Origin of the sequence: Bacillus sp. FSL R5-0416, from assembly GCF_037975425.1 — a bacterium.
In the GTDB taxonomy this organism is placed as follows: Bacteria; Bacillota; Bacilli; order Bacillales; family Bacillaceae; genus Bacillus; species Bacillus subtilis.
In genome coordinates this window covers 3,970,892-3,995,146 of record NZ_CP150252.1, presented here as the reverse complement: position 1 = coordinate 3,995,146, position 24,255 = coordinate 3,970,892, and the positions used below count along the sequence as shown (strand labels likewise).

Sequence of the window (24,255 nt, the reverse complement as noted above, 5' to 3'; positions counted from 1 at the left end):
TTCAGAGAGAAGACAGCTTTTCTTGATACCCCGCCCGTTTTTTCAGACGCGGTTTCATTAATGCATAGTAAAGCACAGAAGGCACGGCCAAGCCGATAATCCATGCGATGTCTCCGCCGCCAAACATTTTGGCAAGCGGTCCGATGTAAAAGCTTGTGTTGATAAACGGAATTTCCAGCAAGATAGACAGAACGAACGCAATTGTGGTGATCCAATTGACCTTTCCATAAGGCCCGTTTACGTCGAACATGGCTTTGACTTGATACTTTCCGTGGCGGACGAAGTAGTAATCGACTAAATTGATTGCCGTCCACGGAATTAAGAAATAACTGATGAAAAAGATAAAATTCAAAAACAGTTCCATAAAATTGCTCTGTCCCAGTAGGCTTAAGACTGTGCCGACAAGCGTGACACCCAGGATCATGATGATTCTGACTTTGGGCGTGACTTTTAATTTCAGAAACGGCTCCAGCGTTGTTGTCGTGGACATGAAAGCCCCATACAGGTTAAAAACATTGATTGCCATTTGCCCAAATAGCACAATGATCAGCATAATAAACGAGAAGGGACCGAACAATTGGACAATCTGGCTGCCTGAGTTTGCCGTAAAGTCAGGAAGTGAGGTTGTCAGCAATGCGCCGAGCAGCATCATCCAGATGGAGCTGACAGATGTACCTGCATAGCTGTACCAAAATGTTTTTGAAGCCGGTGTTTTAACTGGCAGATATCTTGAATAATCGGCAACATACGGCGCGTAGGCAAGCTGCCACGTCGCAACTGCGCTGACTGCCACCAAGAAAATTGGCAGATCAATCGCTCCGGGAATCCAGCTGCCTGCCGGAATCGGCAATTGAAAAATGAGAATCGTTGCAGCAAAAAATACAGCAAAAGAGGTCCAAGAAAGGATTTTTTGCATTTTGTGAATCAAATCATGGCCGAAAATGGTGAGTAAAAAACATACGGCGCTTAAGCCTATAATGCTCCATGTTCCCGGGATGGGAACAAAGCTGCTTAAGGTTCCGGCCGCCAGAATCGTGCTGCTTGCGAAGAAACCAAGGTAGATAAACATGACTAAGAAGAGGGGAAGAATCGCTCCGATTACGCCGAATTGGGCACGGCTTTGAATCATTTGCGGGATGCCTAGCTGAGGGCCTTGCGCGGAATGAGACGCCATAAATATGGCACCGATTAAGGTTCCGCAAATAATAGCGGCAACACTCCAAAACAGATTAAGTCCCATTGCAACGGGAATCGTGCCGGTCACTAACGTGGTGATATGCATATTAGCCCCGAACCATACGGGAAATAAATCTTTCGCTTTACCATGTCTTTCTTCATTCGGAATATATTCAATCGTTCGCCTTTCTACTTTCAATGCATCGTCCTCCATATTGGATGTTTTTTTGAAATCGACATAAAGTCATAGCTTAACAGACTATGAGGGGGTTTACAAATAAGGATATGCAGCCAAACGGCCGGGAAGCTTGATCTGTCAATGGCTGAAAAGAATTGTAAAAAAGATGAACGCTTTTGAATCCGGTGTCGTCTCATAAGGCAGAAAAACAAAAAAGGGGGGATCATGGTCATTGGATACACAAGAAGAACAGCGGCTGATACAGCAGGCGAAAGAGGGAAACGACGAGGCGTTTACAGCCCTTTTCCACTATCACTATTCTTTCTTATATAAATACTTGTTAAAGCTTTCCCTTCACCCCGATCTCAGCGAGGAACTTGTTCAGGAAACCTTTCTGAAAGGGTACATCCATTTAAGAAGCTTTCAGGGCCGTTCCAAATTCTCCATGTGGCTGATCTCTATTGCATTCAGGATTTACCTCAATCACTGGAAAAAGAGAAAGAGAGAATGGAAAAGGAATCAGACAGTTACGGAGGAAACAATCCGCAAGATCAAGTGGGACGTGTCGGCGAAAGGGGCAGAGTGGAGCGAAACGCTCGATCTGTTTTCAAAGCTGGACCCTAAACTGCGCACACCAGTTTTATTAAGGCATTACTACGGCTATACCTACGCCGAAATCGGGATGATGCTTCAAATCAAAGAAGGCACTGTAAAGTCCAGAGTTCATAAAGGGCTCCAGCAAATCAGAAAGGAGTGGGACGATGAATAAAGAAAAGCTTCCTGATCATTTAAAGTCAGAATGGAAAAAAATTGATCAAACAGCCAATCCCTCTATACCGACTCAAAAAGAACTGCTTCACCAGCTGTCACAAATGAAAGCTGAATACAGAAAAAAACTTCTTCAAGAGATCATTTTATTTGTATTTTGTGCGCTGATGGTTGTGAGTGCTGCAATCTTTGCTTTCACTCAAGCTCCTGCTGTGTTTATTGTGCTTCAGGTTTGTGTGCTTGCGGTGCTGCCGATTTTGATTGCGGCTGAGAAAAAAAGGCATCTCGGCGAATGCGAGGTGAAACGCAGATGACACAAACAGAAATTGTCATAACGGTTGCGGCTTATCTCATCGTATTGGCGCAGGGAATCTTTTTATTTATTGATGCGAAAAAACGAAATCGCATGGCATGGATTTGGGGAATTGTCGGACTGATTACAGCACCGATGCCTCTGATTTGTTATTACTTTTTTGTCATTAGGCCGGATCGGAAGAAAAGGGGGATCAAGCAATGAATATTTCTTGGGAAATGATTTTGCCGCTGGTTGTATTACAGCTGGCTTTGGCGGTGTTTGCCCTTATCAGCTGTATAAAAGAAGAGCGGACAAACGGGCCAAAGTGGATGTGGGCTGCGATCATTGTATGTATCAATATTATCGGGCCGATTTTGTTTTTTACCGTCGGCAGAAAGCAAAGGTAAGCCGATATGCTGTCTATTGAATCATTATGCAAATCGTACAGGCACCATGAAGCTGTAAAGAATGTCAGTTTTCACGTGAATGAAAATGAGTGTGTCGCACTATTAGGACCTAATGGAGCCGGCAAAACCACGACTCTGCAAATGCTGGCCGGACTGCTTTCGCCAACCTCTGGAACCATAAAGCTGTTAGGAGAGAAAAAGCTGGATCGGCGTTTGATTGGGTACCTCCCGCAGTATCCTGCTTTTTATTCGTGGATGACCGCAAATGAATTTTTGACATTTGCGGGGAGACTGTCCGGCCTTTCGAAGAGAAAATGCCAAGAGGAAATCGGTGAGATGCTAAAATTTGTCGGTTTGCACGAAGCGGCGCACAAAAGGATCGGGGGCTATTCAGGAGGCATGAAACAAAGACTCGGTCTGGCACAGGCACTGCTCCATAAACCGAAGTTTTTGATATTGGATGAACCGGTGTCTGCACTTGATCCGACAGGGCGGTTCGAGGTGCTGGACATGATGCGTGAGCTGAAAAAGCATATGGCCGTTCTGTTTTCTACACATGTTTTGCACGATGCAGAGCAGGTGTGTGATCAAGTGGTGATTATGAAAAACGGTGAAATTTCATGGAAAGGCGAGTTACAGGAGCTGAAACAACAGCAGCAAACGAACGTTTTTACCCTTTCAGTGAAAGAGAAGCTGGAAGGCTGGCTTGAAGAGAAGCCTTACGTCTCAGCTATTGTCTATAAGAATCCGTCCCAAGCTGTTTTCGAGCTGCCTGATATACACGCTGGCCGGTCATTATTAAGTGACTGTATCCGTAAGGGATTGACCGTCACCCGATTTGAACAGAAAACGGAGTCTCTAGAAGACGTCTATCTAAAGGTGGTGCACGCATGAAGGTGATGATGGCGCTATTGCAGAAGGAGTGGCTGGAAGGATGGAAAAGCGGCAAGCTGATTTGGCTGCCGATTGCGATGATGATCGTCGGGCTGACACAGCCGCTGACCATTTATTATATGCCGGAAATCATCGCACATGGAGGGAACCTTCCTGACGGCATGAAAATTAGTTTTACGACGCCCTCCGGGTCTGAAGTGATGGTCAGCACGCTTTCTCAATTCAACACGCTTGGCATGGCTCTGGTCATCTTTAGCGTGATGGGCAGTGTAGCCAATGAAAGAAATCAAGGGGTAACAGCGCTGATTATGTCGCGGCCTGTGACGGCAGCCCATTATATCGTGAGTAAATGGCTCATCCAAAGCGTGATCGGCATTATGTCGTTTGCAGCTGGATACGGGCTTGCTTATTATTACGTTCGGCTGCTGTTTGAGGACGCATCATTCAGCCGCTTTGCTGCAAGCCTTGGCCTTTACGCGCTTTGGGTGATATTTATTGTGACCGCCGGCCTTGCCGGAAGTACGATATTCCGGTCTGTCGGAGCAGCTGCGGCTTGCGGGATCGGGCTCACAGCAGCCGTTTCCTTTGCTGTTTCACTATTTCCAGATGGTGCGAAGTGGCTTCCGGCTGAGATTTGCAAGCAGGCGGAGCATATCCTTCTTCATGGAGAGCGGGCAGATTTTTTCGGATGGTCACTCACTTTCTCCATTCTGTGCATCATGCTTCTGGCCGTGTTTTCTGTGTGGCGCTTCCGGCGGTATGAAAGCTATTAATTGATCATGTTACGTTTTTGCGCGAGCATCACAAAAAAGGCGGCAAATGCCAGAGACCCGGCTCCATAAAAAACTCCCGCAAGCCCGATAAGCTGTGCGATTTTTCCGGCAAGAAGGGGCCCGAGGAAGATGCCTAGCGCATAAAATGATTGATAAAACCCCATCACTGACATTTTTAAACGGGCAGAACTGATTTCGACGACATGGCTTAGCAGCAGAGGAAAAACGAAGCCGAGCGCCAGTCCGATACAGGCGTGTGTGATGCAAACCGTGAACAATGCAGCTGAAAAAGGAACGTATAGCAGACAGACCCCGGTGACTGCGAAACTAATGAGCATCACGGAGTAAGCGATACGGCTTGTAAATCGCAGAAACACAAAGCTTAATGTGGCGGCTGCGTGTGGGAGGAAAAAGGCGCTCATCACCCAAAGCAGCTCCGCGTCGCCCATTCCGAGCTGATTCATGTAAAGCGGCGTAAAACCAAACACTGTGATAAATAATACGGCATGGGCCGTCATAGACAGGATGGTGAAAAGCTTCAGCTTTGGCAGCCGCAATGTATCTTTGATGTACTGATTGACACGAATGGTGTCACGGTTTGCGGGAGGAGCAGACGGATCCTTAATAAAGCAGCAGATCACCAGACCTGCGACCGAGGCTGCCAGCGCCATCCAAAAAGGGACCTGCCTGCCCAAATGGGCTGCCGCAAGCCCGCAGAACACAATGCTGGCAAACTGAGGCATGACGGTAAAAAACTGCATGATGCCCATTGCTTTTGATGCATTGCCATTGTTGAAATAATGTGCGTATAAAATGGTCGCCATCACCCACATAGAAGCAGTGATTCCCGCGAAAAGCCGGGCGGCCAGCACGAAGAAGAAAGAATCAAACATCAGAAAAAGCAGGCTGCTGAGGACGGAAAAGCCGAACCCGGCAATTAACAATTGCTTGCGCAAGGAAAACAGGATGTCTGACACAAGGCCGAGCGGGAATCGCAGAAGGATTTGCGTGACCCCGTAGCTGCCGAGAATGATGCCGATTGCGCCATATGAAAAGTGCAGATCCTCCAAATACAGACTGAATACAGGAACGTAAATATAGCCTGAAAACCAGAAACAAAATACCATGCATAAAAAAACGGCGTGATCTAAAGCGCCGATTGTTTTTTTCTGAGGAATCAAGTCCTGCTGTAATTCCATCGTATCTCTCCACCCCTTTCCTTCCAAGTACAACACAATTATTGAAAGCGTTTCAATAGAAAAATAAAAAAACAGGGCTTCTAAAAAAGCCCTGTTCGCTGTTGTTAATACGGATCAGACGGATGACTCTCCTGTTCAGCCTGCTTTGCAGCCTGTTCCGTTTCAGTTGTGCCGATCGGCCCGTTGCTGTTGTTTTCGGAAACCTTTTTTAGCCCTTCTGCTACGCGTTTTCCGTAGTCAGGATCAGCTTTTGTGAAATTCTCAATCATTTGATCCTGAATTTCTTTTCGGCACGTAGAAAGCGTATTCACCAAATTCGTAATCAATTCGTTCCGCTCAAATTCAGTAAATCTCCGGTACGTTTCTCCAGCCTGTCCGAAGTTGTTTGTTCTGTCAATCGCTTCACGCTTTACATCACCTTCGACATGCGGCGTATGGTCTTTTCCGTCTTGCTTCGCTTCCTTCAGCCCGCCCATAATGGATGGCTCGTAGTTGACGTGCGGGTTTTGTCCTTCTGCTCTATCGACCCGATATTGCATTTGCCCGCCTTCCTGGTTGGTGGCGACATGCTTTTTCGGCGAGTTGATCGGAAGCTGCAGGTAATTTGCGCCTACACGGTAGCGCTGCGTATCAGAGTAGGCAAACGTACGCCCCTGGAGCAATTTGTCGTCTGAAAAATCAAGCCCGTCGACAAGCACTCCCGTTCCAAATGAAGCTTGCTCCACTTCCGCATGGTAGTTTTCCGGATTTTTGTTCAGAACCAATTTACCGATCGGTTTCCATGGGAAATCGTCTTTATACCACAGTTTTGTTGGATCAAGAGGATCAAAGTCCAGTTCAGGATGCTCATCATCGCTCATGATTTGAGCATATACTTCCCACTCTGGATAATCGCCATTTTCAATCGCGTCATATAGATCCTGTGTGGCATGGTTAAAGTTTTTCCCTTGAATCTCTTCTGCTTCCTTCTGTGTCAGGTTGCGGATGCCCTGCTTCGGTTCAAAATGGTATTTCACGAGAACGGCCTTGCCCTCCTCATTCACCCATTTATAGGCATGTACGCCTGAACCCTGCATTTGCCGGTAGTTGGCCGGAATGCCCCAAGGCGAAAACAAGAAGGTGATCATGTGTGTCGCTTCTGGAGATTGAGAAATGAAATCGAAAATACGTTCACCATCCTGGATGTTGGTCACTGGATCAGGCTGAAATGCATGTACAAGATCCGGAAATTTCAGCGGGTCGCGGATAAAAAAGATTTTCAGGTTGTTCCCGACCAAATCCCAGTTTCCGTCTTCTGTATATAGCTTTACAGCAAAACCGCGCGGGTCTCTCAATGTTTCAGGCGAGTGTTTTCCATGATTCACAGTTGAAAAACGGACAAATGCCGGTGTTTTCTTGCCTTTTTCCTGAAAGAGCTTGGCCCGTGTGTATGTTGAAATCGGTTCGTCTCCGAAGCTTCCGTACGCTTCAAAATACCCGTGTGCACCTGCTCCCCTGGCATGAACAACCCGCTCAGGGATGCGTTCCCGGTCGAAGTGGCTGATCTTTTCGAGAAAATCATAGTTCTCAAGTGTTGTAGGCCCTCTATTCCCGACGGTTCTCACATTCTGGTTGTCAGTAACAGGATGCCCCTGCCTATTCGTTAAGGTATCCTCTGACTCGTTTTTCCCGGATGTCTTGTGGGAAAGCGCTTCCTCGCTCCCTTGGGCATTTGATTGGTGCTGCTTGTTTTGATGATCATCTTTCAATGGTTGGCCCTCCTTTTTTGAACGGTAACAATATTCCCTGAATGGAAAGATTTTAAAACAGCCGTTTTTTTTGATCTGCTTCGGGAATGGTACAATGTACAAAAATCGGTAAAAGGAGAGGTCGATTCGTGACGAGAGAAAAAAATCTGCTGCCCATCACGTTTTATCAAAAAACCGCTCTTGAGCTTGCCCCATCGCTTCTGGGCTGCCTTCTTGTAAAAGAAACAGACGAAGGCACAGCGTCAGGCTATATTGTGGAAACAGAGGCCTATATGGGTGCTGGAGACAGAGCGGCACACAGCTTTAACAACCGCCGGACGAAGCGGACTGAGATCATGTTTGCAGAAGCTGGGCGGGTATATACATACGTGATGCACACCCATACATTGCTGAATGTCGTTGCCGCGGAAGAGGATGTCCCGCAAGCGGTATTAATCAGGGCGATTGAGCCGCATGAAGGCCAGCTGTTAATGGAGGAGAGAAGGCCGGGCAGGAGTCCGAGGGAATGGACAAACGGACCAGGAAAGCTGACGAAAGCGCTTGGCGTCACGATGAATGACTACGGACGCTGGATCACGGAACAGCCGCTTTACATCGAAAGCGGGTACACACCGGAAGCAATTTCAACCGGCCCGCGCATCGGCATTGACAACAGCGGGGAGGCACGCGATTATCCATGGCGTTTCTGGGTGACGGGAAACAGGTACGTGTCGCGTTAGAATGTTTAAGGAAGAGGCAATCAGGGGAATGGTTGAGAAAAAAGAAGGGAGAATCGGAGCTTTGAAAAAGATGATCAAAACCGTTATCAAATGGGCGCCGGTCATTTACCCGATTGTTCGAAAAATCATGAAGGATCGCAAGGCGTCTAAACAAAAGAATATGTCCGCATCTAGAACAGCCGGCTGATCCCGGCTGTTTTTTTATAGGTCAGTTTTCCCTCTAGTCCTCCGGATGTTCATTGACTTGCCATTCTCTCCATTATAGAATTTATATACATTTCGCATCCCTTCATCATCCTTTCTGCCTATTCACTGAATCCCTGCATCTACTAGTTAGGAGGTTTTTCTCATGCTTCATGGGCGACTACGTGATATTCTGCGCTTGCTGATGGCGGCTGAAGCCCCGGTGACAAGTTCGTTTTTTGCCGCGCAATTAAACGTAACGACGCGGACAGTCCGCAATGATATAAAGGAACTTCAAGGTGTGCTAAGCGGTCACGGTGCCTTTGTACAATCTGTAAGAGGCTCCGGCTACAAGCTCCGCATTGATGACGAGCAAGTATTCAGAACACTGCTGCAAGATGAATTTCAGCAAAAAAAGGGCCTGCCGGTATTGCCGGAGGAGAGAATGGCCTATCTTATGAAACGTCTGCTGCTGGCGGACCATTATCTCAAGCTCGATGAACTTGCTGAAGAACTATTTATCTCAAAATCTACACTCCAAACGGATTTAAAGGAAGTAAAGAAACGTCTGCTGCCTTACCGCATTGTCATGGAAACACGTCCGAATTACGGCTTCAAGCTGCGCGGAGACGAGGTGCAGATGAGGTACTGCATGGCGGAGTACATTGTCGATGAAAGAGAAACGGAGATAGATGTTTTAAATGAAAAGGCTGATATTTTGCCAAAAGAAGAAATTGAGATCATCCGTTCCGCCATCTTGAAAAAAATGAAAAACGACCGCATCCCTCTGTCCAACATGGGACTGAATAACCTCATTATCCATATCGCTATCGCCTGTAAACGGATCAGAACGGAAAACTATGTATCTCTTTTCCCGAAAGATATGGATCATATCCTGCATCAAAAGGAGTACCAGGCTGCAGAAGCCATCGTAAAAGAGCTGGAATCAGCGCTTGCCGTTACGTTTCCGAAAGACGAGACGGCCTACATCACCATGCATCTCCTTGGCACAAAACGAATGACACAATCACAATGCGGAGAGGACACATTTTCAATAGAAGAGGAAACCGATCAGCTGACACTTGCCATGATCAAAGCTGTTGATCGTGAACTGAAGCTTGGCATCCTGCATGACAAAGAGCTGAAAATCGGCTTGGCCCTGCATATGAAGCCGGCGATCAGCCGCAACCGATACGGCATGAATCTTCGAAATCCGATGCTGGCAGCGATCAAGGAACATTATCCACTCGCTTTTGAAGCCGGGATCATTGCCGGAATCGTGATAAAGGAACAAACGGGTATTGAGATTCATGAAAACGAAGTTGGATATTTGGCTCTCCACTTTGGCGCCGCGATTGAACGAAAAAAAACAGAAAGCCCGCCGAAACGCTGTATCATTGTATGCGCATCGGGTGCCGGAAGCGCCCAGCTTCTGCGCGAAAAACTGCGTTCCCATTTCGGCAAGCGGCTCGATATTCTTGGAACGGCTGAGTATTATAGTCTTGAACAAATGTCCTACGAATCAATTGATTTTGTCATCAGCACCATTCCGATTAAAAAAGAGCTCCCTGTACCAGTACTGAAGGTTAACACCATCTTAGGCGGAACTGACTTTACAAAAATAGAATCTATTCTGAGTGATGAAAAGGAAAAAGCCAATCGCTACCTAAAAAAAGAACTCGTTTTTTTTCAGGAGGATCTGCGCTCAAAAGAAGAAGTGATTCAATTTTTAGGGCAGAAAGCGGTCGAATGCGGCTTTGCCGATGAAGAAATCATAGATTCCATTTTTGAAAGAGAAGACATGTCGCCAACGTGTTTTGGCAATCTTGTTGCCATCCCGCACCCGCTTGTTCCGCAGACGAAAACAACGTTTTGGGCCGTTTGTACGCTCAAAAAACCGATCGATTGGGAGAGTCAGCGAGTTCAATTTGTCTGTCTGCTTTGTGTCGAAAAGGAGAACAAAGCGGATTTGCAAAGCATGTATAAACTGCTTGGCAGCATTTTGGATGACCCGGCGGCGGTGAACCAGCTGATCAAATGTCGTTCATATCAAGAGCTTTCGGATGTGTTTGACCAAAAAATGCTGAGCTGACAGCCTGTATATACCTTTTTTCCGTTGCATGCGGAAAAACCCTGAGTGTTTATGAAAGCGATTTCATAATATGATGATAGCAACAGCAGGACATTACAAAATTGATCAAACTCTAGGGGGTCTTTTACATGAATATATTACTCGTTTGTGCAGCAGGCATGTCTACTAGCTTACTGGTGAGCAAGATGGAAAAAAGTGCGCAGGAACAGGGAAAAGACTATACCATTTGGGCAGTTTCAGGCGATTCTGTACAAAATCATATCGATAAAGCGGATGTATTGCTTCTCGGTCCGCAAGTCCGTTACATGCTTCCGCAGCTCAAAAAATTAGGAGAGTCAAAGGGGGTTCCGGTAGACGTCATTAATACCGTCCATTATGGCACGTGCAACGGGGCGGAAGTGCTGAAATCAGCTGAACAGCTTGGACATGTGTCATAGAGAGGGGCGGGCTATGTGAATAAAGTCAATCAGATCTTAGAAGAAAAGGTCATGCCTATAGCGGGAAGAATTGCGGGACAGCGTCATTTGCAGGCGCTGCGTGATGGTATCATCCTCACGATGCCCCTGATTATCATCGGTTCCTTTTTCCTCATCATTGGCAACCTCCCGATCCCGGGATACGCTGAGTTTATGGCAAAAACGTTTGGCAGCTCCTGGTCTGAAAAACTGGCCTACCCAGTCGACGCGACCTTTGAAATTATGGGTCTTGTCGCCGCGTTCGGCATCGCCTACCGGCTCGCCGAGAAATACGGTGTTGATGCCTTGTCGGCCGGAGCCATTTCCCTTGCGGCATTTTTATTAGCAACACCTTATCAAGTGCCGTTTATGCTGGATGGCGCGACGAAAGAAATCATGGTTGGCGGCGGGATTCCGCTTTCGCTCATGGGAAGCAAAGGCTTATTTGTCGCCATGATTATCGCAATGGTGTCCACAGAGATTTACCGCCTTATTATCCAGCGCAATTTAGTCTTCAAAATGCCGGACGGTGTCCCGCCGGCGGTAAGCAAGTCATTTGTCGCGTTAATCCCCGGCTTTGCCGTCATCTTCCTAATTTGGGCAGCCCGGCTGATTGTTGAAGCGACACCGTTTGAAAGCCTTCATAATATTGTAAGCGTTTTATTAGGGACTCCGCTTTCCATTCTGGGAGGAAGCCTTGGAGGAAGCCTTGTCGCCGAAGCCGTCAAAATGCTTTTATGGGCCTGCGGCCTTCACGGTGCAAACATTGTCGGAGGCGTCATGGCACCAATTTGGTACGGCGCAATGGATGCCAACCGGATCGCATTCCAAGCCGGTGAGGAGCTTCCTAAGATTTTCACCCAGCAATTTTTCGATATCTGGGTCAATATCGGCGGAAGCGGCGCCACATTGGCACTGGTTGTCACGATGTTTCTGCGCGCCCGAAGCAAACAAATGAAGCAGCTCGGGAAGCTTGCGGTCGGCCCGGCCATCTTCAATATTAACGAACCGATTATATTCGGAATGCCGATCGTCATGAACCCAATGCTCTTACTTCCGTTTATCATCACACCGCTTGTCACAGTGACACTTACGTACATCGGAATGAGCACCGGCCTTGTCGCAAAACCGGCGGGTATCGCAGTGCCGTGGACCATGCCGCCGATCTTTTCAGGCTACTTGGCGACAGGAGGAAAAGTCTCAGGCGCGGTCATGCAAGCCATTAATATTGTCGTATCCTTTGTTGTCTACTACCCGTTCTTCAGAATGTGGGATAAGCAGAAGCTGAAAGAAGAAAACGATCTGGAGCTGGTTCAAACGCCTGCAGCATCAGATGACAAAGAAGCGGCTCTGTAGAGAAAGGAAGTGAATCGCGTGAATGAGGAAATGGAACAAATCATTTTTCAAATCATCCTTCACGGAGGAAACGGTAGGAGCTCCGCAATGGAGGCCATTGCCGCTGCGAAAAGCGGTGACGCAGAAGAAGCGCGGAAAAAGCTTCAAGACGCTGCTGAAGAATTGTCAAAAGCCCATCATTATCAGACAGAGCTGATCCAAAATGAAGCGAGCGGAGAAAAGACGGAAATGACGCTTCTGATGGTTCATGCACAGGATCATTTAATGAATGCAATGACAGTGAAGGATATGGCTGCAGAGATCATTGAGTTATATGAAAAAATCACCGAGCAAAGGGGAGCAAGCATATGACAAAAGGATTGAAGATTGTAACGATTGGCGGAGGTTCAAGCTATACGCCCGAGCTAGTGGAGGGGTTCATTAAACGGTATGATGAGCTGCCTGTGCGCGAATTATGGCTCGTCGATATCCCTGAGGGCGAAGAAAAGCTGAATATTGTCGGCACACTCGCCAAACGGATGGTTGAAAAAGCTGGCGTCCCGATTGACATTCATCTTACGCTCGACCGGAGAAAAGCGCTGAAAGACGCAGACTTTGTTACGACCCAATTCCGCGTCGGACTTTTGCAGGCAAGAGCAAAGGATGAGCGCATTCCGCTAAAATACGGTGTAATAGGCCAGGAAACAAACGGCCCGGGAGGCCTGTTTAAAGGATTGCGCACAATTCCGGTCATCCTTGAGATCGCAAAGGACATAGAAGAGCTTTGCCCGAACGCTTGGCTTGTTAACTTCACAAACCCTGCCGGCATGGTAACAGAAGCCTTGCTTCGCTACTCCAACCTGAAGAAAGTCGTCGGTCTTTGCAATGTTCCAATCGGCATCAAAATGGGCGTAGCCAAAGCGCTTGATGTAGATGTGGACCGCGTAGAAGTCCAATTTGCCGGACTGAACCATATGGTATTCGGGCTGGATGTTTTCTTGGACGGCGTAAGTGTGAAAGAGCAAGTCATCGAGGCGATGGGTGACCCGAAAAACGCGATGACGATGAAAAATATATCAGGCGCCGAATGGGAACCAGATTTCTTAAAAGCGCTCAATGTGATCCCTTGCGGCTATCACCGTTACTATTTCAAAACAAAAGAGATGCTGGAGCACGAACTGGAAGCATCACAAACGGAGGGCACCCGCGCTGAAGTCGTACAGAAGGTCGAAAAAGAGCTGTTCGAGCTTTATAAAGATCCGAACCTTGCGATCAAACCGCCGCAGCTGGAAAAACGGGGCGGGGCTTACTACAGTGATGCAGCATGTAACTTAATCAGCTCCATTTATAATGATAAACATGACATTCAGCCGGTAAACACGATCAATAATGGTGCGATAGCGAGCATTCCAGACGATTCCGCAGTTGAAGTGAACTGTGTGATGACGAAAACCGGCCCTAAGCCAATTGCTGTCGGTGACTTGCCGGTGTCTGTCCGCGGCCTTGTCCAGCAAATCAAATCCTTTGAACGTGTCGCGGCAGAAGCGGCAGTTACAGGTGACTATCAAACTGCACTCCTTGCCATGACGATTAACCCGCTTGTCCCGTCCGATACTGTGGCCAAACAGATTTTAGACGAAATGCTGGAGGCGCACAAAGCGTATCTGCCGCAGTTTTTCAACAAAATTGAAGCGTAAAAAAAGCCGGCCTGTAATGGGCCGGCTTTTTTCTTACTTGCTTTCAGTCAGCGCTGCAACTTCGGTCGTCCATCCGAATTCGTCTGCGACAGCGCCTTTTTGAATGCCTGTAATCGTGTCATATAGTTTTTTTGCGATTTCTCCTGTTTCACCGTTGTTGATCGAAAGTGTTTCATCCTGCCAGATCAGCTCGCCGACTGGGGAAATAACAGCTGCTGTACCTGTTCCGAAGGCTTCTTCCAGGATGCCGTCTTTATGGGCTTGGATGACCTCATCGATCGCAATTTTCCGTTCTGAAACTTGAAGGCCCCAATGCTTAAGCAAGGCGATGACTGAATTGCGCGTAATGCCTTCCAGGATGCTTCCGTTCAGCATCGGCGTTACGATTTCACCGTTGATTTTGAAGAAGATGTTCATGCTTCCAACTTCTTCGATGTATTTCTTCTCAATGCCGTCCAGCCAAAGCACTTGGGAAAATCCTTTCTCTTCGGCGACCTGCTGCGCTTTTAAGCTTGAAGCGTAGTTCCCTGCGGTTTTGGCATTTCCTGTTCCGCCTTTTACCGCACGGACAAATTCACTTTCAACAGCGATTTTGACCGGCTTAATGCCTTCTTTGTAATAAGAGCCGACCGGAGAAAGAATGATCAAGAGCTTATACGTATGAGATGCCGCAACACCAAGGAAAGGCTCGGTTGCGATGATGAACGGACGGATGTAAAGGGACGTGCCCTCCGCATTTGGAATCCAGTCTTTATCAATTGCGACTAGCTGCTTTAAGCCTTCAAGAACCTGTTCTTCATCAATTTGCGGGATGCAGAGGCGGTCGTTTGATTGATTCAGGCGTTCCATATTTTTTTCCGGTCTGAAAAGCAGAACATGGTCATCCTCTGACACGTAAGCCTTTAACCCTTCAAACACGGTTTGGCCGTAGTGATAGACCATTGCGGCCGGATCCATTGATAAGGGCTGATAAGGAATGATTCTTGGATCGTACCAACCTTTATCTGCCGCATAGTCCATTACAAACATGTGGTCTGTAAACACTCTTCCGAACGAAAGCTGATTTGGGTCTGGTTTCGGTTTTTTTGTTGATGTCAATTCAACGCGAATCGTTTGTTTAGTCATGGTCAATCTCCCTGCTGTTAAATTGTTTATATTATCAAACTTATTTGAAAATAATTATATTCTATTGTATACCTTCAACAAATAATCGCAATAGGTTTGCTCAAATTTGTAAGAAATTCATATGAAAAAAGCAGGAGAAATTAATTCTCCTGCGTGTTCATTTGCTCGAATAACCTGTCATAATCGGCGCGAGTGGCATCCCGAAGACCTTCAACACGTTCATTTGTAATCTCCTGTTTGCCTTCCTTCAAGCCGTCCAAGAAATATTGAACATATTCTTCAGATGAAATGCCCCGGTACGTCAGGCCTTGTTTATCGCGTGATTTTTGGTTTAAGCCCGTGTCCACCATAGGCGGTGCCATTTCAATCACTTCCACGCTCGTGTCGCGGAGCTGGTGTCTGAGCGTAAGCGAGAACGAGTGAAGTGCCGCTTTTGTTGCGCAGTACACCGGATAAACAGCTAACGGGTTAAACGCAAGCCCGGATGTGACCTGAACGATTGCCGCCTCGGGCTGCTTCATCAAATGAGGTGTGAAAAGGGCGGATAAATGGACAGGCGCTTGGAAATTAAGTTCAATTTCATCACCGTCCACAAAAAGCTCCTCTGTCCCTTTTTTAAAGTCAATTTCCTTTTGAATGCCGGCGTTGTTGACGAGAACATTCAAGTTCGGATATTCCTTTAAAGCCCATTCATACAATGCTTCCCGCTGCGAACGGTCTGCAACATCACATTGCTTTGTATGGATGTTTGGGAGCTGCTGCTTCGCTTCTGCAAGACGTGCTTCGCTGCGTCCGCAAATGATAACTTCATTGCCGAGCTCCAGCAGGCGCTTGGCCAGTTCAAGCCCGATGCCAGCAGAACCCCCTGTGATTAAAACCGTATTATTTGTCATCTTCATTGGATGTAACACCTCTTAATTAAGTTGGCTGTGATTCCTTTACTATTTCAAATCTTAGCAGGAAATATGCAGCCGCGTCCTATGAGATGCTCAGGATGAAGTGACTTTTCCGGTTTTATAAAATTCGTCAATTGCTTTATCGACATACACCCAGCCTTTCCAGCCGATGTGAATGGTGTCTTTCATGAAATACGGGTCATATTCATGTCCTGAGAAATCAGCAACCTGGAAGCCCTTCGCTCTGATTTGTTTATTTACCTTTTTGTAATAGTCAGTGCGTCCTTTTTTCGGGAAGCCCGTGTAATCATACCATTTCCCGTTAACAGGAATGGTGACAAACATAGGCTCTGCGCCCGCATCCTTCAGGATATCGAGCATCATTTCAAAGTCGCCATATTCCGGTGACACCGCATACGATCTTCCTTTGTTTTTCCCTTTCAGCTTAGGCACTTTCGGCTTCAGCTTTTTATAGACAGGGTTGTCGATGTGAAAATCGTTAGAACCGGAGTGGCGTTTGCCTGATTGATCCGCTAGTTTATTCAATTCAGACCATGACTTATCCTTTACTGACTGCGAGATATAGCGCTTTGGCCCGGATGATTCTGTCGTTGAATAATACAGATCTTTCTTTTCCAGCATGCTGTAATACACTTTGGCCGCCGGCTTCAGCGCGTTCACTTTCCACGTCTGGCCGTTTACCATTGCTTTGTACAGCTCAGAAAGAATGGCATCGTTTTGCACAGCCTTAAAGCGCAGCATGCGTTTCATCATTTTCTTTTTAATTTCAGGATCGATCTGATCGTTAAATGCCAAATCAAGCCCTTGCAGCGCAGAATAGTTCGGCGCGAAATGCTGTTCATCAGACCCGCGCTTAATAAACCATTGCGGAGACACGATGAATACGATTTTTTTGCCCTTCAGCTGATCCATATGGGCAGCGAAGTTTAAAGAATGAATCAATGACTGGGATCCGCCTTTGCCGACAAGGTATGGCGTGAATCCCTCATTGTTTACCTGAAAATAATTAGATGGGTGGAACTCGTCCAGCCGAGAAAGCTCAGAAGACCCGTAAATCGGAAGATATGTCGGATCTTTGAGCATCTGATCTTGTAAATATAGCCCTTGAAACATACTCGGATTCAAGGCTGTTGCTGACTCTTTCACACGCTTATCGGTGATGAAGCCTGTCAGCCATGAAGATGGAATTGCGATGGCGCCTGCGAATAGAATAAACGCCAAAATAATTGGACCGAAAAAACGCTTTTTCATTATTTCAACTCAGACAGCTGATTTACAATGTTGTTAGGTGTATTCCAAACGTCCCGGTCAAATTCAGTGATCGGCACTAAAATATCAAAACGGTTTTCAATCGCAAGCAGCAATTCTACTGTTCCAAAAGAATCAAGCAAACCTTCTTCAAAAATTTCAATATCAGGATTTTCCTTTACGATGTCATCCTGGCAAACCTCTGCTAAAACGTCTAATACCTCTTGTTTAAAATCCATAGCTTTCTAATCTCCTTTAATGGTGGTGATGAAATGGTTTTCCTGAGAAAATATAAAACCCGAAGCAAACGAAATGGAATGTGATCACAATCGCGAGAATGGTTGTCCAGCGGTTGGACGGCAGCCATTTATATTTCTTATTCCACTTCTCGAAAAAGTTGTAACACGTCATCAGAACGGCGTGATAGAGGCCGTAAATGATATATTGCGGCGCGAGCCCGTGCCAAACCCCCATCAGCATAAACAGCAGGAAATACCCGATGTTTGAGACGGCCATACGGTTTTTGATCCACTTTTTCTTAGTCATCCAAAATACGAATCTCATAAACACATAATCTCTGAACCAAAATGACAGAGACATATGCCAGCGATTCCAGAAATCTTTAATATTTTTACTGATAAACGGTTTATTAAAGTTTTCTGGTGATTTAATGCCCATAATGTAGCTGACCCCGACGGCAAACATCGTGTAGCCGGCGAAATCAAAGAATAAATACATGCTGTAGCCGTACATGTACAGCAGGTTCCCAAGAATCTTATTGTGCGTGATTGCGGGAAGATTCATGATGAAGTACGTATTGATCGCGTAGCCGATAATAAATTTATACAGGAAACCGATGAAGATTTTATGGATTCCCGTATACAGCAGGTCGGCGTATTCTTCTTTCGTCCAAGCCTTCTGTTCATCCTTGACGAACCGGCGGTATCTGTCGATCGGGCCGGAGGAAATCGTCGGGAAAAACAGGATGAAATACAGCAGGCGGTGCAATGGCAGCTGTTCTTTCAGCAGTCCGTCTCTTGCTTCCATAATCAGCTGAACGCCTTTAAAGGTTAAATATGAAATCCCTAAAAAGCTGATCAGGTTATGCGGCGGATGATGCGGCTGCGGGTGTGACAGAAACGGCCATATTTTTGACAGAAATAAAGGCAGAATAGACGCGATAACAGCTCCGCAAAAGACAAAGCCGCTGTTCGCTTTCTGCCGGTATGCCAGATAGCCGCTGATCAGGAGCACCTGCCATATTGTAAACAGGCACAGCGCGATGACCCCGTGTAAGTCGTGCGAAAAAATTAAAGCCAATATAATGATAGATATGAACATGTTGTATGCTTGAAATCTTTTTCCGTTTAAGCCGAGAATGATCGTCGGCAGAAGAAGAATGCCAAGCAGTATAAAGAATAAAAACGAGCTGTAAGGCGTCATACAAGAACCTCTTCGCCAATGCGTTTTCGGTCAATTTTGCCGTTAGCCGTCATTTGAATGTGATCCTGATAGATAAATTTTCTCGGGATCATATATGCCGGAAGAGAAGCGGCAAGCTCTTTTTTAATAGCGCTTGTCAGCTGGAATTCCTTCTCGAACTCATGCTCCTCAGGCACAATAGCAGCGATCAGGTACTCAACTGTTCCGTTTGGCTGATAAGGAATCACGACAGCAGAGCGAACGTACTGTGACTGTCTGACATGGAACTCGATTTCCTCCAGCTCCATTCGATAGCCGTGAAGTTTAATCTGAAAATCCAAACGTCCTTGGCAGAAAATCTGACCGTCTTGAATAAAGCCGGCATCGCCAGTTCGGTATGCCCACTGGCCTTCATGAGAGAAAAACGCTTTTTCCGTCAGCTCTGGCTCACCAAGGTAGCCTCGGCTTACACTCGGCCCTGCAATGACGATTTCTCCTTTTTCTCCATCAGGAAGCGGTTGTCCCTCTTCATCCATAATGAAAATGTTCATATCTGGTTTGGCGAAGCCCACTGGAAGCGATTCGCTGCGGCTGATGACGTCGTCCGTAATTTCAACCGATGTGACAGCCACTGTCGCTTCAGTCGGGCCGTAAGTATTAAAAATCTTTGCTTTCGGAAAACGCTCAAGCAGCGCTTTTGCCACAGAAACCGGAAGAACCTCTCCGCAAAACATAAATGTGTCCGCATGAGGCAGCAGATCCTGTGAAAAACCCGGATCCATCAGGCACATTTGCACAAAGGAAGGTGTTGATGTCCACACATTCAGCCCGGACTTCTTCAGCTCTTCAAATAAGACTTTCGGCTTGTTCACAGCATCCTTTGTCACGCAATGTAATGTCCCGCCTGATTGAAGGCACGGATATAGGTCCATGACAGACAAATCAAATGAGAACGGCGCTTGGTTTAAAAATATTTTTCCTCCGCTGACTGGAAAGTCTGCACAAATCCAGTCTGTGAAGCTTTGAAGATTCGCAGCGGAAATCTGCACGCCTTTCGGATTTCCTGTGCTTCCGGAAGTGTAAATGATATAAAACGTTTCGTGTTCTTTGACCCATTGATCTTGGCTGACAGAGCCGCCTTCGTTTTCCAGCAGTTCTTCCGCAGAAACTGTCTGAATCTGCTGGCCGACTGCATCAATTGAGAGTCCTGCTGCATGGATCAGCAATTCTGCTCCAGAGCTTTCGATAATTTTCGCAATCCGTTCGGACGGAATAGACAGGTCAACCGGAATATAAGGATGTCCCGCTTTGACACTTCCCAAGAAGGAAACGATCATGTGCGGCTCCATGTGGCCGTACACAAGGATAGGAGATTTCTTTTCCCCAGAAATGCGTTTTTGGATCGCGGCAGCCGCGCGGTCAGACTGCTCCCATAATTCCTGATACGTGAGCGACTGGCCTTGAGAGCGGAAGGCATCGGTTTGCGGATAAGTTTCCGCATGTGTTTGAATAGCATGTAAAAGTTTCATAGTTATTCTCTCTCCAATTAGAAATCGTTATAAATATATGAACCGGTATTCGCGGTGTGAAAACCATACATAAAAAACAAAACAAGCAGTATCATCAAATAAAAGCCTGTATGACATGTCCACTTGACAGCGGGTTTTTCATACAGCTGTTTCATTAATTGCAGCATATCAAAAATTCCCTTCCCGTTTTTTCGACAATCACATGATTATTTGACGATCAGATGCTCAAAAAGTTTCATTTTTTCCCTAATCTCCCTCAAATTAATATATCGGCGTATGTTTTTGAAAATGAATCTTTATACCTGCAAGGGCAAGAATGGAATGTTTCGAGCTGATTCATAATAAAGGAAAAGATAGCTGGAGTCAAAAGATCTTTTTAACTTTTAAAAAGTGTAATGTACTTAAAAAAATTTTTCTGTACCTGTTCGTTCAAGTGAAAGCAGAAACCTAATGAAATCAGGGCGAGAAGCGTATAATAAGAAAGAAAACGCCTTCTTGCGGTATCTTGTGAAATAAGGGAGAAGTCATTATGATAGATAAGGAAGCAAAAGGAGTTTTTTATTAAGCTGCCGGCTGAAAAAAAGTAAGCCTTTTAATAGAAAGGAAGAGGAAGATGAACCAAACAAATAAGGGTGAGGGTCAGACAGCGCCGCAAAAAGAAAGCATGGGGCAGATCCTTTGGCAGTTAACCCGTCCTCATACGTTAACCGCATCGTTTGTGCCTGTGCTGCTCGGAACCGTTTTGGCGATGTTTTATGTGAAGGTTGATCTGCTGCTGTTTTTGGCTATGCTGTTTTCTTGCCTATGGATCCAGATCGCGACGAACTTATTTAATGAATACTATGATTTTAAACGCGGGTTAGATACAGCAGAATCAGTCGGAATCGGAGGGGCCATTGTACGCCACGGAATGAAGCCTAAAACGATTTTGCAATTAGCTCTGGCCTCATACGGGATTGCCATTTTGCTCGGTGTCTATATTTGTGCGAGCAGCAGCTGGTGGCTTGCGCTGATCGGCCTTGTCGGCATGGCGATCGGCTACCTGTATACAGGCGGGCCGCTCCCGATTGCGTACACGCCGTTCGGTGAATTATTCTCAGGCATTTGCATGGGTTCGGTGTTTGTGCTGATTTCGTTTTTCATTCAGACAGATAAGATCAATATGCAGAGCATTTTGATTTCCATCCCGATTGCGATTCTTGTCGGCGCGATTAACCTGTCGAACAACATTCGTGATATTGAAGAGGACAAAAAAGGCGGACGCAAAACATTGGCGATTTTGATGGGGCATAAGGGAGCTGTTACTCTGTTAGCTGCGTCGTTTGCCGTCGCTTATATCTGGGTTGTCGGCTTGGTTATTACCGGTGCCGCAAGCCCATGGCTGTTTGTCGTCTTTTTGAGCGTGCCTAAGCCGGTTCAGGCAGTGAAGGGCTTCGTCCAGAACGAAATGCCGATGAATATGATTGTCGCAATGAAATCAACAGCCCAAACAAATACATTTTTCGGATTCCTGCTCTCGATCGGATTATTGATCAGCTATTTCCGATAATAAAAAAGACCGCTCGTTTCGTGCGGTCTTTTTTTGTTACAATCGACCGCATTTTGTAAAAAAATTCATAGAACCTTGCAGCAGACAGGGACGTCTAGTACATGGACAGCGGATAAAGTTCCGTTAAAGGAGATGACGAACATGGATTTATCTGTAACACATATGGACGATTTAAAAACAGTAATGGAAGATTGGAAAAATGAATTATTAGTTTATAAATTTGCGCTAGATGCGCTCGATACAAAGTTCTCAATTATCAGCCAGGAATATAACCTCATTCACGGACACAACCCGATTGAACATACAAAATCCCGTGTCAAAAGCTTTGAAAGCATCGTGAATAAGTTAATGAGAAAGGGCTGTGAGATTACGACGAAGGAAATGAAGGAGCATATTCACGACATTGCCGGCGTGCGCATCATCTGTTCCTTTATTTCTGACATTTATAATGTCGTGAATGTGTTGAAGCAGCATGAAGATTTGAGAATCGTAAAGGTAAAGGATTATATCCAGACACCCAAACCGAATGGCTATCGAAGCCTGCATTTAATCATTGAGATGCCTGTGAATTTAACGAACCGTGTGGAATACGTCAAAGCAGAAATTCAAATCCGGACAATCGCGATGGATTTCTGGGCGAGCCTTGAACATAAAATTTATTATAAATTGAACAATGACGTTCCTAAGCAATTAACAGATGAGCTGAAAGAAGCCGCGGAGATTGCCCATTACCTAGATGAGAAAATGCTGGGGATTAAGAAAGAAGTGGATTGATAACAAAAGCGAAGCCTGACAGGGTTTCGCTTTTTTGCTTTGCTTGCTAGTACTTTTTATACCAGTATAAACTCACTTCTGTTTCCATGATTGAACCTGCTTTATCATGCATGAAGAAAGGAGGTAAACATGAACCATTCCATTTCATTATCGAGAGGTTTGATTTTTCTTATCGCGGTGACTAGCGGGTTTACGGTAGCCAATGTCTATATCAATCAAACATTGCTTGTCAGCATGGCAGGCACGTTTCATGTGACGCCGGCACAGGCTGGGATGATTGCTACATTGGCGCAGATTGGCTATGCGGCGGGGAACCTTCTGCTTGTTCCATTGGGAGATCTTTTTGAACGCCGCCGCTTAATTGTGAGCCTGCTATTCTTAGTGGGGGTTTGTTCGGCCGCTTCAGCGTTAGCTGTAAGCTTTCCATGGCTAGTCATCACAAATTTATTATTGGGATTCTTCACGATTATTCCTCAAATCCTTGTGCCGTTTGCGGCAGGTTTAGCAAATGACAGGAACAGAGGAAAAGTACTCGGAAACGTAGCCATCGGCTTGGTTTGCGGAATTTTAGGGGCGAGAGTGGTCAGCGGGGCGATAGATGCCCATTATGGCTGGCGCGTGATGTATTGGATTGCCTGTGCAGCAGCCGTCATCATTATGTTGATTATTCACTTCTGCTTTCCGAAAAGCAAAGGGACACATGCATTTCATTACGGAAAACTCATTTCTTCATTATTTCCGCTTTTGATCAAGGAGAAAGTGTTAAGAAAAGCATGTGTAAACCAAGGCTTCATGTTCGGCGCCTTCAGTTTATTTTGGACGACGTTAGTGTTTATGGTGAGTGAACCTCCATTCTCGTTTGGCAGCCAGACTGCCGGAACAATCGGTTTGGTGGGAATTGGCGGGGCTTTTGCAACTCCGCTGATCGGCCGGATTATTGATCAAAAAGGAGCTGCTTTTTCCAACAAGCTTTGTATGTCTTTTACCTTATTGTCATTTGTTTTATTAATGGCAGGCCAGACTTCATTGATTGTGATTGTATTGGGCGCTTTATTCATCACCATGGGCATTCAGGCGAATCAGGTGGCGTGTCAGGCGGAGATTTTCCAATTGTCGGCTGAAATGAGAAGCAGATTGAATGGCCTCTTTATGGTCAGCACGTTTTTAGGCGGCGCCTTGGGATCGTATGCAGGAGGTGCAGTCTGGATGCTGTTTCATTGGAACGGTGTTTGTATTCTGGGGATGATCATGGTCGGTATTGCCTTCAGTTCAAGGATTACCATAAATCGTACTACTAAAAAAACGATATTGGAAGGGAGATAGAAGCTGGTGCGAACAAGTGAACGTTATAAAAAAGGGTTAGATATTCTGAAACAAATTGATGAGAAGAACTATGAAGCGATCGTGGACAATTTTAAACATTCCATCGCTCCGGACCTTGGTGTGCTTGCCGTGGAGTTTAACTACGGTCAGATTTTTTCAAGACCAGGTCTTGATCTGAAATCCAGATTATTAGCAACCGTTGCTGGATTGACTGCATTGGGCAATACCCAGCAGCTGAAATTCTATATTAACGGAGCCCTGAATGTCGGATGGACACAAGAAGAACTCATAGAAGTCATGATGCAGATGATTATTTACTCAGGTTTCCCGAATGCACTCAATACCATTCTTCCTGTGGCCGCGGAAGTATTTGCAGAACGAAACAAATAATATAAAAACCTTCTCCTTTTTATGTAGAATACTAATAGGAAATTCTATGCAGAAGGAGA

General features: G+C 46.0%; 28 protein-coding genes. 18 read left to right on the top strand and 10 right to left on the bottom strand.

The window, feature by feature from the left end; translation table 11 throughout:
* Position 1: 1 nt before the first annotated feature.
* Complete coding sequence (locus tag NYE20_RS21090) at positions 2-1,375, bottom strand: cytosine permease (RefSeq protein ID WP_032725108.1); 1,374 nt, start codon at positions 1,373-1,375, stop codon at positions 2-4.
* Between the two features lie 211 nt (positions 1,376-1,586).
* On the opposite strand from NYE20_RS21090, the gene sigY reads away from it, so the two are divergent.
* The 6 genes from sigY to NYE20_RS21060 are packed head-to-tail and all read left to right on the top strand — an operon-like array spanning position 1,587 to position 4,491.
* Positions 1,587-2,123, top strand: coding sequence for an RNA polymerase sigma factor SigY (gene sigY / locus NYE20_RS21085; RefSeq protein WP_101502559.1), 537 nt, complete (start codon positions 1,587-1,589; stop codon positions 2,121-2,123).
* A complete protein-coding gene (locus NYE20_RS21080; RefSeq protein WP_021480964.1) occupies positions 2,116-2,436 on the top strand; it encodes a YxlC family protein in 321 nt (106 codons plus the stop codon). Before sigY ends, NYE20_RS21080 begins: the two co-directional genes overlap by 8 nt.
* Positions 2,433-2,639: a sigma Y negative regulator YxlD gene (gene yxlD, locus NYE20_RS21075; RefSeq protein ID WP_014481311.1), complete on the top strand. Its 207-nt coding sequence runs from the start codon at positions 2,433-2,435 to the stop codon at positions 2,637-2,639. Before NYE20_RS21080 ends, yxlD begins: the two co-directional genes overlap by 4 nt.
* Positions 2,636-2,824 (top strand): sigma Y negative regulator YxlE, encoded by a 189-nt coding sequence (gene yxlE, locus NYE20_RS21070; protein ID WP_014481310.1) that lies wholly within the window; start codon positions 2,636-2,638, stop codon positions 2,822-2,824. Before yxlD ends, yxlE begins: the two co-directional genes overlap by 4 nt.
* A gap of 6 nt (positions 2,825-2,830) precedes the next feature.
* Entirely contained in the window at positions 2,831-3,718 is an 888-nt protein-coding gene (locus tag NYE20_RS21065) for an ABC transporter ATP-binding protein (protein WP_101502558.1), read from the top strand.
* Entirely contained in the window at positions 3,715-4,491 is a 777-nt protein-coding gene (locus tag NYE20_RS21060) for an ABC transporter permease subunit (RefSeq protein ID WP_021480961.1), read from the top strand. Before NYE20_RS21065 ends, NYE20_RS21060 begins: the two co-directional genes overlap by 4 nt.
* Here NYE20_RS21060 and NYE20_RS21055 read toward each other — a convergent pair.
* Both NYE20_RS21055 and katX read right to left on the bottom strand, forming a co-directional pair.
* Complete coding sequence (locus tag NYE20_RS21055; protein WP_021480960.1) at positions 4,488-5,690, bottom strand: MFS transporter; 1,203 nt, start codon at positions 5,688-5,690, stop codon at positions 4,488-4,490. The two genes, NYE20_RS21060 and NYE20_RS21055, sit on opposite strands and share 4 nt — an antisense overlap.
* Before the next feature lie 104 nt (positions 5,691-5,794).
* On the bottom strand, positions 5,795-7,438 hold the full coding sequence (gene katX / locus NYE20_RS21050) for a catalase KatX (RefSeq protein ID WP_015385023.1): 1,644 nt from the start codon (positions 7,436-7,438) through the stop codon (positions 5,795-5,797).
* Between the two features lie 128 nt (positions 7,439-7,566).
* Between katX and NYE20_RS21045 the strand changes: the two genes are divergently transcribed.
* The 7 genes from NYE20_RS21045 (at position 7,567) to licH (ending at position 13,919) form a co-directional block, all read left to right on the top strand.
* On the top strand, positions 7,567-8,157 hold the full coding sequence (locus NYE20_RS21045; RefSeq protein WP_128740837.1) for a DNA-3-methyladenine glycosylase: 591 nt from the start codon (positions 7,567-7,569) through the stop codon (positions 8,155-8,157).
* 28 nt (positions 8,158-8,185) lie between these two features.
* A complete protein-coding gene (locus NYE20_RS21040; RefSeq protein ID WP_009968374.1) occupies positions 8,186-8,344 on the top strand; it encodes a hypothetical protein in 159 nt (52 codons plus the stop codon).
* Positions 8,345-8,506: 162 nt separating this feature from the next.
* Positions 8,507-10,432: a transcriptional regulator LicR gene (gene licR / locus NYE20_RS21035; protein ID WP_161621123.1), complete on the top strand. Its 1,926-nt coding sequence runs from the start codon at positions 8,507-8,509 to the stop codon at positions 10,430-10,432.
* Positions 10,433-10,560: 128 nt separating this feature from the next.
* A complete protein-coding gene (gene licB, locus NYE20_RS21030) occupies positions 10,561-10,869 on the top strand; it encodes a PTS lichenan transporter subunit IIB (protein ID WP_003218755.1) in 309 nt (102 codons plus the stop codon).
* A gap of 15 nt (positions 10,870-10,884) precedes the next feature.
* Positions 10,885-12,243 carry a PTS lichenan transporter subunit IIC gene (gene licC, locus NYE20_RS21025; RefSeq protein WP_161621124.1) on the top strand — a complete coding sequence of 453 codons (1,359 nt, stop codon included), beginning with the start codon at positions 10,885-10,887 and terminating at the stop codon, positions 12,241-12,243.
* Between the two features lie 18 nt (positions 12,244-12,261).
* The gene (gene licA, locus NYE20_RS21020) at positions 12,262-12,594 is read left to right on the top strand and encodes a PTS lichenan transporter subunit IIA (RefSeq protein ID WP_014478379.1); all 333 of its coding nucleotides are present in this window, start codon (positions 12,262-12,264) and stop codon (positions 12,592-12,594) included.
* Positions 12,591-13,919, top strand: coding sequence for a 6-phospho-beta-glucosidase LicH (gene licH, locus NYE20_RS21015; protein ID WP_003244285.1), 1,329 nt, complete (start codon positions 12,591-12,593; stop codon positions 13,917-13,919). The genes licA and licH overlap by 4 nt, the downstream gene beginning before the upstream one ends.
* Positions 13,920-13,952: 33 nt before the next feature.
* On the opposite strand, the gene NYE20_RS21010 is transcribed toward licH, so the two are convergent.
* From NYE20_RS21010 to NYE20_RS20980, 7 genes are all read right to left on the bottom strand, one after another.
* The gene (locus NYE20_RS21010) at positions 13,953-15,044 is read right to left on the bottom strand and encodes a branched-chain amino acid aminotransferase (protein WP_003244231.1); all 1,092 of its coding nucleotides are present in this window, start codon (positions 15,042-15,044) and stop codon (positions 13,953-13,955) included.
* A gap of 140 nt (positions 15,045-15,184) precedes the next feature.
* On the bottom strand, positions 15,185-15,943 hold the full coding sequence (locus tag NYE20_RS21005) for an SDR family oxidoreductase (RefSeq protein ID WP_003242574.1): 759 nt from the start codon (positions 15,941-15,943) through the stop codon (positions 15,185-15,187).
* A 90-nt stretch (positions 15,944-16,033) separates the two neighbouring features.
* Entirely contained in the window at positions 16,034-17,212 is a 1,179-nt protein-coding gene (gene dltD / locus NYE20_RS21000; protein ID WP_003227323.1) for a D-alanyl-lipoteichoic acid biosynthesis protein DltD, read from the bottom strand.
* Positions 17,212-17,448, bottom strand: coding sequence for a D-alanine--poly(phosphoribitol) ligase subunit DltC (dltC, locus tag NYE20_RS20995; RefSeq protein WP_003227325.1), 237 nt, complete (start codon positions 17,446-17,448; stop codon positions 17,212-17,214). The genes dltD and dltC overlap by 1 nt, the downstream gene beginning before the upstream one ends.
* A gap of 16 nt (positions 17,449-17,464) precedes the next feature.
* Positions 17,465-18,652, bottom strand: a complete 1,188-nt coding sequence (gene dltB / locus NYE20_RS20990) for a D-alanyl-lipoteichoic acid biosynthesis protein DltB (protein WP_003227327.1) — start codon at positions 18,650-18,652, stop codon at positions 17,465-17,467.
* A complete protein-coding gene (gene dltA, locus NYE20_RS20985; RefSeq protein WP_015250915.1) occupies positions 18,649-20,160 on the bottom strand; it encodes a D-alanine--poly(phosphoribitol) ligase subunit DltA in 1,512 nt (503 codons plus the stop codon). The genes dltB and dltA overlap by 4 nt, the downstream gene beginning before the upstream one ends.
* A 17-nt stretch (positions 20,161-20,177) precedes the next feature.
* A complete protein-coding gene (locus NYE20_RS20980; protein WP_003227330.1) occupies positions 20,178-20,327 on the bottom strand; it encodes a teichoic acid D-Ala incorporation-associated protein DltX in 150 nt (49 codons plus the stop codon).
* A gap of 149 nt (positions 20,328-20,476) precedes the next feature.
* Between NYE20_RS20980 and NYE20_RS20975 the strand changes: the two genes are divergently transcribed.
* From NYE20_RS20975 to NYE20_RS20955, 5 genes are all read left to right on the top strand, one after another.
* Positions 20,477-20,611 carry a hypothetical protein gene (locus NYE20_RS20975; RefSeq protein WP_021480955.1) on the top strand — a complete coding sequence of 45 codons (135 nt, stop codon included), beginning with the start codon at positions 20,477-20,479 and terminating at the stop codon, positions 20,609-20,611.
* A gap of 162 nt (positions 20,612-20,773) precedes the next feature.
* On the top strand, positions 20,774-21,709 hold the full coding sequence (locus tag NYE20_RS20970; protein WP_009968370.1) for a 1,4-dihydroxy-2-naphthoate polyprenyltransferase: 936 nt from the start codon (positions 20,774-20,776) through the stop codon (positions 21,707-21,709).
* A 141-nt stretch (positions 21,710-21,850) separates the two neighbouring features.
* The gene (gene ywaC, locus NYE20_RS20965; protein ID WP_003244564.1) at positions 21,851-22,483 is read left to right on the top strand and encodes a GTP pyrophosphokinase YwaC; all 633 of its coding nucleotides are present in this window, start codon (positions 21,851-21,853) and stop codon (positions 22,481-22,483) included.
* 129 nt (positions 22,484-22,612) lie between these two features.
* Positions 22,613-23,806, top strand: a complete 1,194-nt coding sequence (locus NYE20_RS20960) for an MFS transporter (RefSeq protein ID WP_017697251.1) — start codon at positions 22,613-22,615, stop codon at positions 23,804-23,806.
* A gap of 6 nt (positions 23,807-23,812) precedes the next feature.
* Positions 23,813-24,196 (top strand): carboxymuconolactone decarboxylase family protein, encoded by a 384-nt coding sequence (locus tag NYE20_RS20955; RefSeq protein WP_064671787.1) that lies wholly within the window; start codon positions 23,813-23,815, stop codon positions 24,194-24,196.
* Positions 24,197-24,255 lie beyond the last annotated feature (59 nt).

What these genes read in the sequence shown, in the direction of transcription:
- NYE20_RS21080 (WP_021480964.1), top strand. Translation starts at nt 2,116, where the DNA reads ATGAATAAAGAAAAGCTTCCTGATCATTTAAAGTCAGAATGGAAAAAA.
- yxlD (WP_014481311.1), top strand. Translation starts at nt 2,433, where the DNA reads ATGACACAAACAGAAATTGTCATAACGGTTGCGGCTTATCTCATCGTA.
- yxlE (WP_014481310.1), top strand. Translation starts at nt 2,636, where the DNA reads ATGAATATTTCTTGGGAAATGATTTTGCCGCTGGTTGTATTACAGCTG.
- NYE20_RS21065 (WP_101502558.1), top strand. Translation starts at nt 2,831, where the DNA reads ATGCTGTCTATTGAATCATTATGCAAATCGTACAGGCACCATGAAGCT.
- NYE20_RS21060 (WP_021480961.1), top strand. Translation starts at nt 3,715, where the DNA reads ATGAAGGTGATGATGGCGCTATTGCAGAAGGAGTGGCTGGAAGGATGG.
- NYE20_RS21055 (WP_021480960.1), bottom strand. Translation starts at nt 5,690, where the DNA reads ATGGAATTACAGCAGGACTTGATTCCTCAGAAAAAAACAATCGGCGCT.
- NYE20_RS21040 (WP_009968374.1), top strand. Translation starts at nt 8,186, where the DNA reads ATGGTTGAGAAAAAAGAAGGGAGAATCGGAGCTTTGAAAAAGATGATC.
- licR (WP_161621123.1), top strand. Translation starts at nt 8,507, where the DNA reads ATGCTTCATGGGCGACTACGTGATATTCTGCGCTTGCTGATGGCGGCT.
- licB (WP_003218755.1), top strand. Translation starts at nt 10,561, where the DNA reads ATGAATATATTACTCGTTTGTGCAGCAGGCATGTCTACTAGCTTACTG.
- licH (WP_003244285.1), top strand. Translation starts at nt 12,591, where the DNA reads ATGACAAAAGGATTGAAGATTGTAACGATTGGCGGAGGTTCAAGCTAT.
- NYE20_RS21010 (WP_003244231.1), bottom strand. Translation starts at nt 15,044, where the DNA reads ATGACTAAACAAACGATTCGCGTTGAATTGACATCAACAAAAAAACCG.
- NYE20_RS21005 (WP_003242574.1), bottom strand. Translation starts at nt 15,943, where the DNA reads ATGAAGATGACAAATAATACGGTTTTAATCACAGGGGGTTCTGCTGGC.
- dltD (WP_003227323.1), bottom strand. Translation starts at nt 17,212, where the DNA reads ATGAAAAAGCGTTTTTTCGGTCCAATTATTTTGGCGTTTATTCTATTC.
- dltC (WP_003227325.1), bottom strand. Translation starts at nt 17,448, where the DNA reads ATGGATTTTAAACAAGAGGTATTAGACGTTTTAGCAGAGGTTTGCCAG.
- dltB (WP_003227327.1), bottom strand. Translation starts at nt 18,652, where the DNA reads ATGACGCCTTACAGCTCGTTTTTATTCTTTATACTGCTTGGCATTCTT.
- dltA (WP_015250915.1), bottom strand. Translation starts at nt 20,160, where the DNA reads ATGAAACTTTTACATGCTATTCAAACACATGCGGAAACTTATCCGCAA.
- NYE20_RS20980 (WP_003227330.1), bottom strand. Translation starts at nt 20,327, where the DNA reads ATGCTGCAATTAATGAAACAGCTGTATGAAAAACCCGCTGTCAAGTGG.
- NYE20_RS20975 (WP_021480955.1), top strand. Translation starts at nt 20,477, where the DNA reads ATGGAATGTTTCGAGCTGATTCATAATAAAGGAAAAGATAGCTGGAGT.
- NYE20_RS20970 (WP_009968370.1), top strand. Translation starts at nt 20,774, where the DNA reads ATGAACCAAACAAATAAGGGTGAGGGTCAGACAGCGCCGCAAAAAGAA.
- ywaC (WP_003244564.1), top strand. Translation starts at nt 21,851, where the DNA reads ATGGATTTATCTGTAACACATATGGACGATTTAAAAACAGTAATGGAA.
- NYE20_RS20960 (WP_017697251.1), top strand. Translation starts at nt 22,613, where the DNA reads ATGAACCATTCCATTTCATTATCGAGAGGTTTGATTTTTCTTATCGCG.